The organism is Cupriavidus sp. GA3-3, from assembly GCF_000389805.1.
Lineage (GTDB): Bacteria > Pseudomonadota > Gammaproteobacteria > Burkholderiales > Burkholderiaceae > Cupriavidus > Cupriavidus necator_D.
Genome location: NZ_KB944503.1, coordinates 40490 through 57912 on the forward strand (window position 1 = coordinate 40490; position 17423 = coordinate 57912).

Sequence of the window (17423 nt, forward strand, 5' to 3'; positions counted from 1 at the left end):
AAAGAGTGGAATCACCTCATGGACTTCAGAACCATCCTTGTCGACCTGAGCGAAGATGCTGCACGGTCCGCGCGCATTGAAACGGCAGCACGGCTTGCCGAAAAGTCCGGCGGCAGCGTGGTCGGACTGACGGCAACAGGAACGCACCTGGAGCCGTTTCGCGGGGCGGGCGAAGAAGCCGGGCAATACGGCGTGCTTGCCGCGAACCATTTGCACAAGCTGGCTGCGGCTCACAGGAACGCACTCGAAACGCTGACCGGGCAAGTGTCGCCGGCCATTCCCAGCCGGCACATCGTTGTCGAAGCCGAGTCTGGCTGGGCGCTTGCCGACGAGGGCCGCTTCGCCGATCTCATCCTGCCCGCAGCGCCCTCGGCGCAGGCCGATGTGCCGGCTTTGCTGGCCGGGGTCGCGGAGTACGCAATGCTCAATGCAGGCCGGCCCATCCTGCTGGTGCCGGGCGCGTCCGGCCCGCGACTTGGCGGCCATGTCGCCATCGCATGGAACGGCGGCCGGGAGGCCGCGCGCGCGGTCGCGGACGCACTGCCGTGGCTTGTGCATGCCAGCGCCGTTACCGTCCTGGTGGTCAGCGCTGGCAAGTACAGCGCTGCCGGTGAGAAAGAGGCCTATCGTGACAGCGCCGATCGGCTGACAGCATGGCTGCTCAGCCATGGCATCCGCGCCAGTCTGCTGGTCGGAGAGGGCGATCCCGACCACGTTCTGCCACAGCTTGCGGCCAAGGTTCAGGCCGGCCTGCTGGTCGCCGGCGGCTATGGCCGCTCCCGGCTGAGGGAGCTGGTGCTGGGCGGCACCACCCGCGCCCTGCTGCGGCAGTCAGGCTTGCCTGTCTTCATGTCGCACTGAGGCGAACCCTCCCGGTACCTCAAGCCACGCGCCGCCCAGGCATCAGCCCGCCATATTCCTTCCCCAAAAACTCCGCCGTGTGCTCCAGCAGATAGGCGCGGCAGCTCTCGCTCGCCGGTGACAAACGCTTGCTGGACATATGCGCGACATGCCAGATGCGCTCGATCGGCGTACCGGTCACGTCCAGCAGCGCGATCTCGCCGGTGCGCAGTTCCAGCGACAGCGTGTGCAGCGACAACAGGCTGATGCCCATGCCGGCCATCACCGCCTGCTTGATCGGATGCCCGCCGCCAAAGCGTGGCCGTCTCTGACCGACCCTGAACCGCCTTTCGGACGCAAGACGGCGCAACGACCGCTTCCGACGTACAACCGCCGCCGGTCGCTGAACTCAATGGCACCCAGCACTGATCAAGTGGAGGGCACCGGGCCAACCCCAAGGATCTCCACAGATCGACAATTGAATCGAACGTCAAAGCCGGCGAGGGGCCTCATATCAAAGCTAAAGCGACCATTGTCTTGCCTCGATATAACGATCTCGTCCAGCCATGCACCGCCAGACAGTTCATTGAGATTGATGTCGGTCTCGGCTATATCTCGGCATAGGAATTCAACGATCCGATCTTCCCTTGAGCCCGTCCACTTTGGATTGTCCTGGCCGCCATGCCGTACTGCAATAGTTGCATCAGCCACATACCCGCCTGCTTCTTCAGCAATCCTAATGCAGAAGGTGACAACCTCAGAATCGTGAAAGGCTGGCCAGTAGCCAAACGCATTCAGGACCAACTGGCTGTTCTGTACCAACGTCTGACCCGACTCACCTCCGGAACTGTCTACGCCCATCGCTCACCTCCAAAGTCTAGAAATTGCTTCGCCCCTCCCGTACTCGGCGGCTATCCAGATATATTTGGCAATTGAAGCATAACGAGGGCTGGCCAGCTTGCGCTTGCGTTGGAGAGGGCGCCTATCCACCGGCGATGCCGAAGATGAGTGTCGATATCATCTACCGTGCCTCAGCCGCCATGGTGCCACACTACTTGCAATGACTTTGAATAAGGTGTCGGACATTGCGACGACGTGAGTTCGATCGCTCGGTCGCATGCGGCTGAGCTCGAATACGATACTGAGGTTAGCCCCATCACTTGCGACACCAAGTAGCTCTCGCATCAGCCGTGTTCCGGCCTCCCACTCTTCGTCGGATGGCTCCACGTGAGATTGGATATGAACGAAACAAACTCGCCCATTTGGTCTCAATGCCACGTGATCAATCCATGTACATGCAGGCCATATGACTTCGAAGATGCCCAATTGAATACCTGGCAATCGTTGGGCGATTAACTCTTCCGCGGTTTGCATGACCCTCCTTCGCATTGTTACCGCCATGACGGCTCTGAACCTGCATTGATGTATGCAGGACGTCAGAAGCGACTTGCGTTACCCGCCAGGAAACTGCGGCCGTCTCTGACCGACCCTCAGCCGCCTTTCAGATCCGAGAGACCGTAACGACTGATTCCGAGGTGCAACCGCCGATCGCCGGGCAACTTCGCCGGTCGCTAAGAACTTGTAATGCGGAATTGTTCGCTTCCTAGCCATTGGGCCAACCGGTCCCACATTGCTGGGCCATTCGTCCAGACATCAACAAGATCTCCTTCCCAGAAATAAACGGTAGCGATTCGCGGTACGTATAGGTAAGCACTCATTCCGCATTGGACCACCCGGAAACAACACTCAAACATTTCATCGACTTCACTGGCGTCGAATACCATGCCCCAAGCATCGAATGGGTTGCCAGAAGTTTTCGATTCCAGGTCAATCAGTCTTGAATTCTCATGCTCCGCATACCGCGACCAGTCGGTAACCTGAAACAGGCAGGTTCGCGGTGATCCAAGAAGAGTACGGATGCAATCAATCGTCTGGGAGACACCCCCGTCGGCTTTCGAAATGGCAAACTGAATATATGAGGCTGGGCTAAATTCCTTTCCCCCATACGGGTTTTCGCGGCAACCTTCACGCTTCAACCATGCCGAACATTCGGATGGAGAGAGAGCTTTCATGTCATCACCCCACGGGGGCTGAGCCGCAGATGCCACCGGCTGCTAGCATACGTCTAATCAGTGCCTTCAATCTCCTATAGGCTAACGAGGAGCGGCAGGCATGTGCGTGCGTTAGAGTACACATAAAACTAGTCGACGGTTGCGTAGCGTGCCGCGAGCCGGACACATGAGGCGAAGTGCTTGGGCGGCTTTGTTGATACACCGGCCGTTCGGGCGGCTTGGTCAAGGAGCGAACGAGTGACGCTTCATGGCCGACAAGGGACGGTCCAGCCAGCCCAACGTTGTATCAGGCGTCCAAAGTAAATAACCGCAGCCGAAGCTGCGGTTATCCTTCATTCCCCAGTATGACCAACCGCCATCAGGACTGCCCTCGTAGCGGCCGCGCCAGACATTCGCCTCAGTCCGAGGGGAAATGCTCCGCAGCAGTCCGATCAAGCTGCGGCTTGATCAAGAGGATTCGCAATTCTCTCTAGCCTTTGTCATCCGAAGGCCTTCACCAGCCGCCGCTGCCCAGTGGGTTCCGACCGGGACGGGACGGATGGCTCTCTAATCCCAGCCAACCCTCCTGGAACCTCAGGCCACCCGCCGCCCGGGCATCAGCCCCCCGTACTCCCTCCCCAAAAACTCCGCAGTGTGCTCCAGCAAATAGGCGCGGCAGCTCTCGCTGGCCGGCGACAAACGCTTGCTGGACATATGCGCAACATGCCAGATGCGCTCGATCGGCGTGCCGGCCACGTCCAGCAGCCCGATCTCGCCGGTGCGCAGCTCCAGTCCCAGCGTGTGCAGCGACAACAGGCTGATGCCCATGCCGGCCATCACGGCCTGCTTGATGGTCTCGTTGCTGCCCAGGGTGATCACCTTGGCCGGCGTGAACAGGTGGTCCCGGAACATGTACTCCGCCACGGTGCGGGTGCCTGAACCCGGTTCGCGCAGCAGGAAGGTCTCGTGACGCAGTTCCTGCAGGTCGAACCCCTTTGCATCGTGTAACGGGTGCCGCGGCGAGGCCACCAGCACGTGCGGATGCGCGGCGATGGGTTCCGACACCGCATCCAGTTCGCGCGGCGGGCGGCCCATCAGCGCGAGGTCGATGGCGTTGTCCTGCAGCAGCCGCAGCAGCGTTTCCCGGTTGCCTTCGGCGATGCGCAGATCCACGCCCGGGTGCAGCGCGGTAAAGCCGGCCAGCAGCTTGGGGGCGAAGTACTTCGACGTGCTGATCAGCCCGATCGTGATCGAGCCCTGCTCGACGTCCTTGACCGCCTGCAAGCCTTCCTCGGCGTCCTTGACCTCGCCGAGGATCCGGGACGCATGGTGCAGCAGGCGGTCGCCGGGCTCGGTCAGCGTGAGCTGCCCCTTGACCCGCTCGAACAGCGCCATGCCGACCACGGATTCAAGCTGCTTGACCTGCATCGAGACCGCAGGCTGGGTCAGGTGCAGTTCTTCGGCCGCGCGCACGAAGCTGGCGTGCCTGGCCACGGTGACGAAGATCTGCAACTGGCGAAGGGTAAGGGCGCGCAGGAAGGACGACATGGGCGGTTGGGGGCGGCTTTGGATGGTCCCGTGATGTGCAGCTTGGTCCGCACTTAAGGGATTGCTTATACAGGGGCTAAGAATATCTGAATTTACCTTATGTGGGTGGGCTTATATCTTTGCATCAACGCAGCAGCCAAGACGCTCAACCACGCAAGGAGACAAGCATGAACGCACCTGAATCGGTCCAAGCCAAGCCGCGCAAGCGCTACGACGCCGGCGTCATGAAGTACAAGGAAATGGGGTACTGGGACGGCGACTACGAGCCCAAGGATACCGACCTGCTGGCGCTGTTCCGCATCACGCCGCAGGACGGCGTGGATCCGGTCGAGGCCGCCGCCGCGGTTGCCGGCGAGTCCTCCACCGCCACCTGGACGGTGGTGTGGACCGACCGCCTGACCGCCTGCGACATGTACCGTGCCAAGGCCTACCGGGTCGACCCGGTGCCCAACAACCCCGAGCAGTTCTTCTGCTACGTGGCCTATGACCTGTCGCTGTTCGAGGAAGGCTCGATCGCCAACCTGACCGCGTCGATCATCGGCAACGTCTTCAGCTTCAAGCCGATCAAGGCGGCGCGCCTGGAAGACATGCGCTTCCCGGTCGCCTACGTGAAGACCTTCGCCGGCCCGTCCACCGGCATCATCGTCGAGCGCGAGCGCCTGGACAAGTTCGGCCGTCCGCTGCTGGGCGCCACCACTAAGCCCAAGCTGGGCCTGTCGGGCCGCAACTACGGCCGCGTGGTGTATGAGGGCCTGAAGGGCGGGCTGGACTTCATGAAGGATGACGAGAACATCAACTCGCAGCCCTTCATGCACTGGCGCGACCGCTTCCTGTTCGTGATGGACGCGGTCAACAAGGCCTCGGCCGCCACCGGCGAGGTCAAGGGCAGCTACCTCAACGTGACCGCCGGCACCATGGAAGAGATGTACCGGCGTGCCGAGTTCGCCAAGTCGCTGGGCTCGGTCATCATCATGATCGACCTGATCGTCGGCTGGACCTGTATCCAGTCCATGAGCAACTGGTGCCGCCAGAACGACATGATCCTGCACCTGCACCGCGCGGGCCATGGCACCTACACCCGGCAGAAGAACCACGGCGTGTCGTTCCGCGTGATTGCCAAATGGCTGCGCCTGGCCGGTGTCGACCACATGCACACCGGCACCGCGGTGGGCAAGCTGGAAGGCGATCCGCTGACCGTGCAGGGCTACTACAACGTCTGCCGCGATGCCTACACCCATGCCGACCTGTCGCGCGGGCTGTTCTTCGACCAGGACTGGGCTTCGCTGCGCAAGGTGATGCCGGTGGCCTCGGGCGGCATCCACGCCGGCCAGATGCACCAGCTGATCAGCCTCTTCGGCGACGACGTGGTGCTGCAGTTCGGTGGCGGCACCATCGGCCACCCGCAGGGCATCCAGGCCGGCGCCACCGCCAACCGCGTTGCGCTGGAAGCGATGGTGCTGGCGCGCAACGAAGGCCGCGACATCCTCAACGAAGGGCCGGAGATCCTGCGCGATGCCGCGCGCTGGTGCGGACCGCTGCGGGCTGCGCTCGATACCTGGGGCGACATCAGCTTCAACTACACGCCGACCGACACCTCGGACTTCGCGCCCACCGCGTCGGTGGCCTGAGCCCTGGCGCGACGCCACCAAAGCACGACGAGCGAACCCAAAGAACGAGAGGACATCATGCGTATTACTCAAGGCACTTTCTCCTTCCTGCCCGACCTCACCGACGCGCAGATCACCAGCCAGCTTGAATACTGCCTGAACCAGGGCTGGGCGGTCGGCATCGAGTACACCGACGACCCGCATCCGCGCAATACCTACTGGGAGATGTTCGGCCTGCCGATGTTCGACCTGCGCGATGCCGCCGGCATCCTGCTGGAGATCAACAACGCGCGCAGCACCTTCCCCAACCACTACATCCGCGTCACGGCCTTCGATTCGACGCATACGGTGGAGTCGGTGGTGATGTCGTTCATCGTCAACCGTCCTGCGGACGAGCCCGGCTTCCGCCTGGTGCGACAGGAAGAGCCCGGCCGCACCATGCGCTACTCGATCGAGAGCTACGCTGTGCAGGCACGCCCCGAGGGCAGCCGCTACTGAGCGGCGCCGGCGATTTCCTGACTGTGCAATCCCACGGTTGCGCCGCCGCAAGGCCGCGCACCGGGGGGGAGTTGCGCCTCGAATCTTTCGAGCCGGATGCTCGATTGATCCTCACGGAGCCTGCCATGTCCGCACCTGAAACGACCGCACCGCTGCAGCCGCCGGCCGCTCCGGCCGGATCGCTGGCCGAGTCGCTGGCCAGCTCGGGCATCACCGAGCTGCTGGCCCAGCTTGACCGCGAGCTGATCGGGCTGAAGCCGGTGAAAGCGCGCATCCGCGATATCGCCGCCTTGCTGCTGGTGGACAAGCTGCGCGCCGCGCGCGGCTTCAGCGCCGGTGCGCCCAGCCTGCATATGTGCTTCACCGGCAATCCCGGCACCGGCAAGACCACCGTGGCCATGCGCATGGCGCAGATCCTGCACCAGCTGGGCTACGTGCGCCGCGGCCACCTGGTGGCGGTGACCCGCGACGACCTGGTCGGCCAGTACATCGGCCATACCGCGCCCAAGACCAAGGAGATCCTGAAGAAGGCCATGGGCGGGGTGCTCTTCATCGACGAGGCCTACTACCTCTACCGCCCGGAGAACGAGCGCGACTACGGCCAGGAGGCCATCGAGATCCTGCTGCAGGTGATGGAGAACAACCGCGACGACCTGGTGGTGATCCTGGCCGGCTACAAGGACCGCATGGACCGTTTCTTCGAGTCCAACCCGGGCATGTCCTCGCGCGTTGCCCACCATGTCGATTTCCCCGACTACCAGCTCGACGAGCTGCGCCAGATCGCCGACCTGATGCTGTCCGAGATGCAATACCGCTTCGACGACGAAAGCCGGGCCGTGTTTGCCGACTACCTGGCCCGGCGCATGGCGCAGCCGCACTTTGCCAATGCCCGCAGCGTGCGCAATGCGCTGGACCGCGCGCGCCTGCGCCATGCCTCGCGCCTGCTGGACGATGCCGGCGCGGTCGTCGACGACCGTACCCTGACCACCATCACCGCGTCTGACCTGCTTGCCAGCCGCGTGTTTTCGAAGGCCGCGCCGGACGCACGGACGCCGGCCAAGGAGTAAGCCATGCAAGCCCTGATTTTCGATGTCGACGGCACCCTGGCCGATACCGAAAGCGCGCATCTGCAAGCCTTCAATGCCGCCTTCGCGGAGGTCGGCCTGGACTGGTACTGGGACGCGCCGCTCTATACGCGCCTGCTCAAGGTGGCCGGCGGCAAGGAGCGCCTGATGCATTACTGGCGCATGGTCGACCCGGAAGAGGCCCGCGGCTGCAAGGTGAAGGAAACCATCGACGCCGTGCACGCCATCAAGACCCGCCACTATGCCGAGCGCGTCGGGGCGGGCGGCCTGCCGCTGCGCCCGGGCATTGCCCGCCTGATCGACGAGGCCGGCGAGGCCGGGCTCCCGCTGGCGATTGCCACCACCACCACGCCGGCCAACCTCGACGCGCTGCTGCAGGCGCCGCTTGGCGCCGACTGGCGCCGTCGCTTTGCCGCCATCGGCGACGCCGGCACCACGGCCATCAAGAAGCCGGCGCCCGATGTCTACCTGGCGGTGCTGGAGCGGCTGGGCCTGGAAGGCGGTGACTGCCTGGCGATCGAGGACTCGGCGAACGGCCTGCGCGCCGCCCGGGCGGCCGGCATTCCCACCGTGGTCACGCCCACCGCGTTCAGCGCGCAGGACTCCTTCGAGGGCGCGCTGCTGGTGCTGCCGCATCTTGGCGATCCCGGCGAGCCCATGCCCCAGCACGTGCCCGGCGCGGCAAACCGCTGGGCCGACCTTGCCGCGTTGCGCGCCTGGCACCACGGCACCCTGATCGAGGCAACCTGACATGCATGCCACTGAACCCAACACCGGCCATGGCAGCCAGCGTGCCATCCGCCTGGCGCCATCCATCCTGTCGGCCGATTTCGCGCGCCTGGGCGAAGAGGTGTGCGCGATCGAGGCCGGCGGCGCAGACCTGGTGCACTTCGATGTGATGGACAACCACTATGTGCCCAACCTGACCATCGGCCCGCTGGTGTGCGAGGCAATCCGGCCGCTGGTCTCCATCCCCATCGACGTGCATCTGATGGTGGAACCGGTCGATGCGCTGATCCCGCTGTTCGCCAAGGCCGGCGCCAACATCATCAGCTTCCATCCGGAGGCGAGCCGCCATGTCGACCGCACCATCGGCCTGATCCGCGACCACGGCTGCAAGGCAGGCCTGGTGCTCAACCCGGCCACGCCGCTGGGCTGGCTGGACCATACGCTGGACCAGCTCGACCTGGTGCTGCTGATGAGCGTGAACCCGGGCTTTGGCGGCCAGGCCTTCATTCCGGGCGTGCTGGACAAGGTGCGCCAGGCACGCGCGCGCATCGACCGGCAGGTGGACGCCGGCGGGCGGCCGGTCTGGCTGGAGATCGACGGCGGCGTCAAGGCCGACAACATTGCCGCGATCGCGCGAGCGGGCGCCGACACCTTCGTTGCCGGCAGCGCCGTGTTCGGCGCGCCCGATGCCGACGGCGGCTACTCGAGCATCCTTTACCGCTTGCGCGAGGCCGCCACGGTCACGTAGCCCGCCCCGCACCGGCACCACACAAGAATGCATAGCCAATCTATAGGAGACCTGTCATGCCTGAAGTCCAAAGGATGACCCTGACGCAGTTCCTGATCGAGGAACGCCGCCGCTATCCGGATGCCAGCGGCGGCTTCAACGGCCTGATTCTCAACGTCGCCATGGCCTGCAAGGAAATCGCGCGCGCGGTTGCCTTCGGCGCGCTGGGGGGCTTGCACGGCAAGGCCAGCAATCAAGCCGGAGAAGCAGGGGCCGTCAACGTGCAGGGCGAAATCCAGCAGAAGCTGGACGTGCTGAGCAATACCACCTTCCTGCGCGTCAACGAGTGGGGCGGGTACCTGGCCGGCATGGCGTCGGAGGAGATGGAGGCGCCTTACCAGATCCCGGATCACTACCCGCGCGGCAAGTACCTGCTGCTGTTCGATCCGCTCGACGGCTCATCCAACATCGACGTCAATGTCTCGGTGGGCAGCATCTTCTCGGTGCTGCGCGCGCCTGAGGGCGCAAGCGCCGTCACCGAGCAGGATTTCCTGCAGCCCGGCAGCGCCCAGGTGGCGGCCGGCTACGCGCTCTACGGTCCCACCACCATGCTGGTGCTGACCGTGGGCAATGGCGTCAACGGCTTCACGCTCGATCCCAACCTGGGCGAGTTCTTCCTCACGCACCCCAACCTGCAGGTGCCGGCCGATACCCAGGAATTTGCCATCAATGCGTCGAACAGCCGCTTCTGGGAAGCGCCGGTGCAGCGCTACATCGCCGAGTGCATGGCCGGCAAGAGCGGGCCGCGCGGCAAGGATTTCAATATGCGCTGGATCGCGTCGATGGTGGCCGAGGCGCACCGCATCCTGATGCGTGGCGGCGTCTTCATGTACCCGCGCGACTCCAAGGATCCCGCCAAGCCGGGCCGCCTGCGCCTGCTGTACGAGGCCAATCCGATTGCCTTCCTGATGGAGCAGGCTGGCGGGCGCGCCAGCACGGGCCGGCAGACGCTGATGTCGGTGGCGCCGGGTGCGCTGCACCAGCGCATTGGCGTGATCTTCGGCTCGCGCAATGAAGTGGAACGGATCGAGGGCTACCACACCGACCAGACCGATCCCGACCTTCCGAGTCCCCTGTTCAACGAGCGCAGCCTGTTCCGCGCGTCTGCCTGAGGTGCCTGGCCATGTCAGAACGTTATCCCATTATCGCCATCACCGGCTCCTCGGGCGCCGGTACCACGTCGGTGACCCGTACCTTCGAGAACATCTTCCGCCGCGAGGGCGTGAAGTCAGTGGTGATCGAAGGCGACAGCTTCCACCGCTATGACCGCGCCGAGATGAAGGTCAAGATGGCCGAGGCCGAGCGCACCGGCAATATGAACTTCAGCCACTTCGGCGAGGAGAACAACCTGTTCGGCGAGCTGGAGAACCTGTTCCGCTCCTATGCCGAAACCGGCACGGGCATGCACCGGCACTACCTGCATAGCCCGGAGGAAGCCGCGCCGTTCGGGCAGGAACCCGGCACCTTCACGCAGTGGGAGCCGCTGCCGGCCGATACCGATCTGCTGTTCTACGAGGGCCTGCACGGCGGCGTGGTCACCGATTCGGTCAATGTCGCCCAGTATCCCAACCTGCTGATCGGCGTGGTCCCTGTCATCAACCTGGAATGGATCCAGAAGCTCTGGCGCGACAAGAAGCAGCGCGGCTATTCGACCGAGGCCGTGACCGACACCATCCTGCGCCGCATGCCGGACTACGTGAATTACATCTGCCCGCAGTTCTCGCGCACGCATGTGAACTTCCAGCGCGTGCCGTGCGTGGATACGTCCAACCCCTTTATCTCGCGCGAAATCCCCGCGCCCGATGAAAGCATGGTGGTGATCCGCTTTGCCAACCCGAAGGGGATCGACTTCCAGTACCTGCTGAGCATGATCCACGACTCCTTCATGTCGCGCGCCAACACCATCGTGGTGCCCGGCGGCAAGATGGAGCTGGCCATGCAGCTGATCTTCACGCCCTTCGTGCTGCGCATGATGGAGCGCCGCAAGCGCGCCGCGCAGTAAGGACTCGACCGTGAAACGCCGACTCGCGAGGATCTCCTGAATGAACGCACCAGAACGCATCGATTCCGCAGCGCGCTGTGCCAACGCGCTGCGCTTCCTGGCCGCCGACGCGGTGGAGCAGGCCAAATCGGGCCACCCCGGCGCACCCATGGGCATGGCCGAAATGGCCGAAGTGCTGTGGCGGCGCCACCTGCGACACAACCCGGCCAACCCGGCCTGGCCCGACCGTGACCGCTTCGTGCTGTCCAACGGCCATGCGTCCATGCTGCAGTATGCGCTGCTGCACCTGACCGGCTACGACCTGCCGATGTCGCAGCTGCGCCAGTTCCGCCAGCTGCACGCGGCCACGCCCGGCCATCCGGAGCTTGGCGTGACGCCGGGCGTGGAAACCACCACCGGGCCGCTGGGACAGGGCCTGGCCAATGCCGTCGGCATGGCGCTGGCGGAGAAGCTGCTGGCCGCCACCTTCAACCGGCCCGGCTTCGACATCGTCGACCACCACACCTACGTCTTCCTTGGCGATGGCTGCCTGATGGAAGGACTCAGCCACGAGGCCTGCTCGCTGGCGGGCACGCTCAGGCTGGGCAAGCTGATCTGCCTGTACGACGACAACGGTATCTCCATCGACGGCGAGGTCGCCGGCTGGTTTGCCGACGACACCCCGAAGCGCTTTGCCGCCTATGGCTGGCATGTGATTGCGGACGTCGACGGACACGATGCGCACGCCCTCGATGCCGCGCTGCACGAGGCCAAGGCCGAGCGCGACCGGCCCACGCTGATCTGCTGCCGCACCGTGATCGGCAAGGGCGCGCCCGCCAAGGCCGGCGGGCACGATGTGCACGGCGCCCCGCTGGGCGCGCCGGAGATCGCCGCCATGCGCACCGCGCTGGGCTGGGAAGCCGAGCCCTTCACGGTGCCGGCGGATGTCGCCGACGCCTGGGATGCACGCGCGCAAGGCGCCGCGCGCGAGGCCGAATGGGAGGCGCGCTTCGTCAGCTATTGCGCCGCGCACCCCGAACTGGCCGAAGAATTCGTGCGCCGTGCCAATGGCCGCCTGCCCGAGGGCTTCGATGCCGAATTGATGGCGTTGCTGGACGCGCCGTCGCCGCTGCAAGGCAAGATCGCCACGCGCAAGGCATCGCAGCTGTGCCTGGAGGCGCTCACGCCCGCCTTGCCCGAGCTGCTGGGCGGCTCGGCCGACCTGACCGGGTCCAACCTGACCAATGTCAAGGCGTCGGTCTGGGTCAACCATGCCGGGCATGGCAACTACGTGAGCTACGGCGTGCGCGAGTTCGGCATGGCCGCCGCGATGAACGGCATTGCGCTGCATGGCGGGCTGATCCCCTACGGCGGCACCTTCATGACCTTCTCGGACTACTCGCGCAATGCCATCCGCATGGCGGCGCTGATGCGCCTGCGCGTGGTCCACGTGCTGACGCATGACTCGATCGGGCTCGGCGAGGACGGTCCCACCCACCAGCCGGTGGAACACGCCGCCAGCCTGCGCCTGATCCCCAACAACCAGGTCTGGCGTCCCTGCGACGGCGCCGAGACCGCGTACGCGTGGCTGGCCGCGCTACGGCGCGAGGATGGCCCGAGCTGCCTGGTGCTGTCGCGGCAGGCGCTGATGCCGTTCGAGCGCAATCCGGCCCAGCGCGCGGAGATTGCGCGCGGCGGCTATGTGCTGCGCGATGTGCCGGCGCCGCGCGTGGTGCTGATTGCCACTGGCTCCGAGGTGGAAATCGCCATGCGCGCGGCGCTGGACCTGGCCGATGCCGGCATCGCCGCGCGCGTGGTGTCCATGCCCTGCGTGGAGCTGTTCTACGCGCAGGACGTGGCGTACCGCGACACCGTGCTGCCACCTGGCCTGCCGCGCGTCAGCGTGGAGGCGGGCGGCACCTGGTTCTGGCGCGGCGTGGTGGGCGAGCAGGGCCTGGCGCTGGGCATCGACACCTTCGGCGAATCCGCGCCGGCCGAGGCGCTGTACCAGCACTTCGGCCTGACCCCGGCGCATGTCGCCGCGGCCGCGCGCGTGCTGCTGGAGGAGGCGTGATGGCTACCGTATCCATGCCCTGCACCGCGGTGCTGATCGACCTGGACGGCACGCTGGTCGACAGCGCGCCCGATATTGTCGAGGCCGCCAACCGCATGCTGGCCGACTTCGGCAGCCCGGCATTGCCGTTCGACACCGTGGCCGGCTTCATCGGCCGCGGCGTGCCCAACCTGGTGCGGCGCGTGCTCGAGACCGCCGGGCTTACGCCGCGGGTTGAGGCCGCCGAAGCCGTGGCGATGTTCCACCGCCACTATGCCGAGACCAACGGCCGCCTCGGGTCGGTGTTCCCGGGCGTGGAGGCAGGCCTGGAGGCGCTCAGGCGCCAGGGCTACCGGCTTGCCTGCGTCACCAACAAGCCGCGCGCGCTGGCGGTGCCGCTGCTGGCGCTGACCGGGTTGTCGCAGTACCTGGAAGTGCTGGTGGCGGGCGACTCGATCGCGCAGATGAAACCGGATCCCGAACCGCTGCGCCACGCCTGCAACCTGCTCGACGTCGATACGGCGCAGGGCGTGCTGGTGGGGGATTCGGCGGTGGACGTGGCGGCGGCGCGCGCGGCCGGCATCCCGGTCTGCCTGGTGCGCTATGGCTACGCCGGCCCCGGCGGGCCCGCGGCGCTGGGCGCGGATGCGCTGCTCGATTCGCTGGAGGCGTTGCCGGCGCTGCTGACGCCGGCGCGGCTGGCGCCAGCCGCCTGATGTTGCGCCGGCGCGCCAGCGCGACCGGCAAGGATACCAAGACAAGTAAAGGAGACAGCATGACTATCAAGGTTGCCATCAACGGCTACGGACGCATCGGCCGCAATGTGCTGCGCGCCCACTATGAAGGCGGCAAGCGGCACGATATCGAGATCGTCGCCATCAACGACCTCGGCAACGCGGCCACCAATGCGCACCTGACCCAGTACGACACCGTCCACGGCCGCTTCCCGGGCGAGGTCTCGGTCGACGGCGATGCCTTCCGCGTCAACGGCGACCGGATCCGCGTGCTGGCGCAGCGCAACCCGGCCGAGCTGCCGTGGGGCGAGCTGGGCGTGGACGTGGTGATGGAATGCACCGGGCTCTTCACCAGCAAGGAAAAAGCCTCGGCCCACCTGAGGGGCGGCGCGAAGAAGGTGATCATCTCCGCCCCCGGCGGCAAGGACGTGGACGCCACCATCGTCTATGGCGTCAACCACGGCGTGCTGAAGGCCACCGACACGGTGATCTCCAACGCCTCCTGCACCACCAACTGCCTGGCGCCGCTGGTCAAGCCGCTGCACGAGAAGCTGGGGCTGGTGAATGGCCTGATGACCACCGTGCACTCCTATACCAACGACCAGGTGCTGACCGACGTCTACCACGAAGACCTGCGCCGGGCGCGCTCGGCCACCATGTCGATGATCCCGACCAAGACCGGCGCAGCCGCCGCGGTCGGGCTGGTGATGCCTGAGCTGGACGGCCGGCTGGACGGTTTTGCCGTGCGCGTGCCGACCATCAATGTGTCGCTGGTCGACCTGTCCTTCGTGGCGGCGCGGCCGACCACGGTGGAGGAGGTGAACGGCATCCTGAAGGCCGCCGCAGAAGGCGAGCTCAAGGGCATCCTGGACTACAACACCGCGCCGCTGGTCTCGGTGGACTTCAACCACAACCCGGCGTCGTCCACCTTCGACGCCACCCTGACCAAGGTCAACGGCACCCTGGTCAAGGTGTCGGCCTGGTATGACAACGAATGGGGCTTCTCCAACCGCATGCTGGATACCGCGGTGGCGTTGGCCCACGCACGCTAGCAGATCGCCATGATGAGCCTATCCCATGCTACGAACCCGCAACCGAAACCCGCGGCGGCGCCGCACACGCTGGCCGCACTGCTTGCAGCCGGTGGACTGGCTGGCAAGCGGGTCTTCATCCGCGCCGACCTCAACGTCCCGCAGGATGCAGCGGGCGCTATCACCGACGATACCCGCATCCGGGCTTCCGTGCCCGCCATCGCGGCCTGCCTGCAGGCGGGCGCCGCGGTGATGGTCACCTCGCACCTGGGCCGGCCGCAGGAGGGGGCGCCCGACCCGCGCCACAGCCTGGCGCCGGTGGGCCGCCGCCTGTCTGAACTGCTGGGCCGCCAGGTGCCGCTCTTGTCCGGCTGGACCGAGGGCGGCTTCCAGGTGCCGCCCGGGCAGGTGGTGCTGCTGGAAAACTGCCGCATGAACACGGGCGAGAAGAAGAACAGCGACGAACTGGCGCAGAAAATGGCGGCGCTGTGCGATGTCTACGTCAACGACGCGTTCGGCACCGCCCACCGCGCCGAGGCGACCACGCATGGCATCGCCAGGTACGCCCCCATTGCCTGCGCCGGCCCGCTGCTGGCCGCCGAGATCGACGCGCTGGGCAAGGCGCTGGGCCAGCCGGCGCGTCCGCTGGTGGCAATCGTGGCCGGCTCCAAGGTCTCGACCAAGCTGACCATCCTGAAGTCGCTGGCCGACAAGGTCGACAACCTGATCGTCGGCGGCGGCATCGCCAATACCTTCATGCTGGCCGCCGGCCTGAAGATCGGCAAGTCGCTGGCCGAGCCTGACCTGCTGGCCGATGCCAGGGCCATCATCGACATCATGGCCAGGCGTGGCGCCTCGGTGCCGATTCCGGTCGACGTGGTGTGCGCCAAGGAATTCAGCGCCACCGCCGCGGCTACCGTCAAGGACGTCAAGGACGTGGCCGACGACGACATGATCCTGGACATCGGCCCCAGGACCGCAACGATGCTGGCCGAGCAACTCAAGGCCGCCGGCACCATCGTCTGGAACGGCCCGGTGGGCGTGTTCGAGTTCGACCAGTTCGGCAACGGCACCAGGGTGCTGGCCCAGGCCATCGCCGAATCGAAGGCATTCTCGATCGCCGGCGGCGGCGACACGCTGGCCGCGATCGCCAAGCACGGCATTGCCGACCGCGTGGGCTATATCTCGACCGGCGGCGGCGCGTTCCTGGAATTCCTGGAGGGCAAGACGCTGCCCGCGCTGGCCGTGCTGGCACAGCGCGCCGCTGCCTGAACCCGACCTCACCGATTCTGCAATCAGTAAAGGAGCTTCATCATGGCACTCATTTCCTTGCGCCAGCTGCTGGACCACGCGGGAGAGTTCGGCTACGGCGTGCCGGCCTTCAACGTCAACAACCTGGAACAGATCCACGCCATCATGGAGGCGGCCCAGGAAACCGACAGCCCGGTCATCCTGCAGGCCTCGGCCGGCGCCCGCAAGTATGCTGGCGAGGCTTACCTGCGCCATATGGTGCTGGCCGCGGCCGAGACCCATCCGGACATCCCCATCGTGCTGCACCAGGACCACGGCTCCAGCCCGGCGATCTGCCAGGCCTCGATCCGCTCCGGCTTCACCAGCGTGATGATGGACGGCTCGCTGCGCGAAGACATGAAGACCCCCTCCGACTACGACTACAACGTCGAGGTCACGCGGCGCGTGTGCGAGATGGCGCATGCGATCGGCGTGTCGGTGGAAGGCGAACTGGGCTGCCTGGGCTCGCTCGAAACCGGCCAGGCCGGCGAAGAGGACGGCGTGGGCGCGGCGGGCACGCTGTCGCACGACATGATGCTGACCGACCCGGCCCAGGCGCGCGACTTCGTTGCCCGCACCGGCGTGGATGCACTGGCGATCGCCATCGGCACCAGCCACGGCGCCTACAAGTTCTCACGCAAGCCCACCGGCGACATCCTGGCGATGGACCGCATCCGCGAGATCCACGAGCAGATCCCTGACACCCACCTGGTGATGCACGGCTCCAGCTCGGTGCCGCAGGAATGGCTGGAGATCATCCGCCAGTACGGCGGCGACATCAAGGAGACCTACGGCGTGCCGGTCGAGGAGATCCTGCGCGGCATCAAGATGGGGGTGCGCAAGGTGAATATCGATACGGATATCCGCCTGGCCATGACCGGGGCCATCCGCAAGTCCTTGTCCGACGACCGCAGCGAATTCGATCCGCGCAAGGCGCTGCTGGCGGCCAAGAAGGGGGCGAGAAGCGTGGTCAAGCTGCGCTTCGAGGCCTTCGGCTGCGCCGGGCAGGCCTCGCGGATCAAGCCGGTGCCGCTGGAGCGGGTGGCGAAGCTCTATTCCTGAAGGAGCATCCGCACCACGAGCCCAGGCACACGCACCCCTCTCCCGCGAGCGGGCGAGGGGAGCAAACCGGCAGCAGGAGTTGTTCGCGTGACTAACCCCAACGCCGTCACCAGCAACCTGGCGCGGC

Annotated in this window: 17 protein-coding genes; 13 read left to right on the forward strand and 4 right to left on the reverse strand. The window is 65.8% G+C overall.

The genetic code is table 11. From position 1 onward, the window contains the following. Positions 1 to 18 precede the first annotated feature (18 nt). Positions 19 to 861 carry a universal stress protein gene (locus tag C265_RS26935; protein WP_010809286.1) on the forward strand — a complete coding sequence of 281 codons (843 nt, stop codon included), beginning with the start codon at positions 19 to 21 and terminating at the stop codon, positions 859 to 861. A 19-nt stretch (positions 862 to 880) separates the two neighbouring features. On the opposite strand, the gene C265_RS26940 is transcribed toward C265_RS26935, so the two are convergent. The 4 genes from C265_RS26940 to C265_RS26945 all read right to left on the reverse strand — a co-directional run bounded on the left by C265_RS26940 (position 881) and on the right by C265_RS26945 (position 4439). Continuing rightward, a complete protein-coding gene (locus tag C265_RS26940) occupies positions 881 to 1210 on the reverse strand; it encodes a LysR substrate-binding domain-containing protein (RefSeq protein WP_081645163.1) in 330 nt (109 codons plus the stop codon). Between the two features lie 59 nt (positions 1211 to 1269). Then, positions 1270 to 1701, reverse strand: a complete 432-nt coding sequence (locus C265_RS31870) for an Imm50 family immunity protein (RefSeq protein WP_081645164.1) — start codon at positions 1699 to 1701, stop codon at positions 1270 to 1272. Between the two features lie 710 nt (positions 1702 to 2411). After that, positions 2412 to 2912: a hypothetical protein gene (locus tag C265_RS32370; protein ID WP_144062271.1), complete on the reverse strand. Its 501-nt coding sequence runs from the start codon at positions 2910 to 2912 to the stop codon at positions 2412 to 2414. A gap of 573 nt (positions 2913 to 3485) precedes the next feature. After that, the gene (locus C265_RS26945) at positions 3486 to 4439 is read right to left on the reverse strand and encodes a LysR family transcriptional regulator (protein ID WP_010809288.1); all 954 of its coding nucleotides are present in this window, start codon (positions 4437 to 4439) and stop codon (positions 3486 to 3488) included. 167 nt (positions 4440 to 4606) lie between these two features. Between C265_RS26945 and C265_RS26950 the strand changes: the two genes are divergently transcribed. The 12 genes from C265_RS26950 to fba all read left to right on the forward strand — a co-directional run bounded on the left by C265_RS26950 (position 4607) and on the right by fba (position 17296). Continuing rightward, positions 4607 to 6067: a form I ribulose bisphosphate carboxylase large subunit gene (locus tag C265_RS26950; RefSeq protein WP_010809289.1), complete on the forward strand. Its 1461-nt coding sequence runs from the start codon at positions 4607 to 4609 to the stop codon at positions 6065 to 6067. Between the two features lie 57 nt (positions 6068 to 6124). Continuing rightward, positions 6125 to 6544 carry a ribulose bisphosphate carboxylase small subunit gene (locus C265_RS26955; RefSeq protein WP_010809290.1) on the forward strand — a complete coding sequence of 140 codons (420 nt, stop codon included), beginning with the start codon at positions 6125 to 6127 and terminating at the stop codon, positions 6542 to 6544. 125 nt (positions 6545 to 6669) lie between these two features. Continuing rightward, a complete protein-coding gene (cbbX, locus tag C265_RS26960) occupies positions 6670 to 7611 on the forward strand; it encodes a CbbX protein (RefSeq protein ID WP_010809291.1) in 942 nt (313 codons plus the stop codon). Between the two features lie 3 nt (positions 7612 to 7614). Further along, on the forward strand, positions 7615 to 8379 hold the full coding sequence (locus C265_RS26965; protein WP_010809292.1) for an HAD family hydrolase: 765 nt from the start codon (positions 7615 to 7617) through the stop codon (positions 8377 to 8379). A gap of 1 nt (position 8380) precedes the next feature. Continuing rightward, a complete protein-coding gene (gene rpe / locus C265_RS26970; protein ID WP_010809293.1) occupies positions 8381 to 9106 on the forward strand; it encodes a ribulose-phosphate 3-epimerase in 726 nt (241 codons plus the stop codon). A gap of 56 nt (positions 9107 to 9162) precedes the next feature. After that, the gene (locus C265_RS26975) at positions 9163 to 10257 is read left to right on the forward strand and encodes a class 1 fructose-bisphosphatase (protein ID WP_010809294.1); all 1095 of its coding nucleotides are present in this window, start codon (positions 9163 to 9165) and stop codon (positions 10255 to 10257) included. Between the two features lie 11 nt (positions 10258 to 10268). Then, positions 10269 to 11147 carry a phosphoribulokinase gene (locus C265_RS26980; RefSeq protein WP_010809295.1) on the forward strand — a complete coding sequence of 293 codons (879 nt, stop codon included), beginning with the start codon at positions 10269 to 10271 and terminating at the stop codon, positions 11145 to 11147. A 40-nt stretch (positions 11148 to 11187) separates the two neighbouring features. Beyond that, positions 11188 to 13200: a transketolase gene (gene tkt, locus C265_RS26985; protein WP_010809296.1), complete on the forward strand. Its 2013-nt coding sequence runs from the start codon at positions 11188 to 11190 to the stop codon at positions 13198 to 13200. Next, positions 13200 to 13895 (forward strand): phosphoglycolate phosphatase, encoded by a 696-nt coding sequence (gene gph / locus C265_RS26990; RefSeq protein ID WP_010809297.1) that lies wholly within the window; start codon positions 13200 to 13202, stop codon positions 13893 to 13895. Before tkt ends, gph begins: the two co-directional genes overlap by 1 nt. Before the next feature lie 59 nt (positions 13896 to 13954). Next, the gene (gene gap, locus C265_RS26995; protein ID WP_010809298.1) at positions 13955 to 14965 is read left to right on the forward strand and encodes a type I glyceraldehyde-3-phosphate dehydrogenase; all 1011 of its coding nucleotides are present in this window, start codon (positions 13955 to 13957) and stop codon (positions 14963 to 14965) included. A 9-nt stretch (positions 14966 to 14974) separates the two neighbouring features. Then, positions 14975 to 16216: a phosphoglycerate kinase gene (locus C265_RS27000; RefSeq protein WP_010809299.1), complete on the forward strand. Its 1242-nt coding sequence runs from the start codon at positions 14975 to 14977 to the stop codon at positions 16214 to 16216. Between the two features lie 42 nt (positions 16217 to 16258). Further along, positions 16259 to 17296: a class II fructose-bisphosphate aldolase gene (fba, locus tag C265_RS27005; protein WP_010809300.1), complete on the forward strand. Its 1038-nt coding sequence runs from the start codon at positions 16259 to 16261 to the stop codon at positions 17294 to 17296. Positions 17297 to 17423 lie beyond the last annotated feature (127 nt).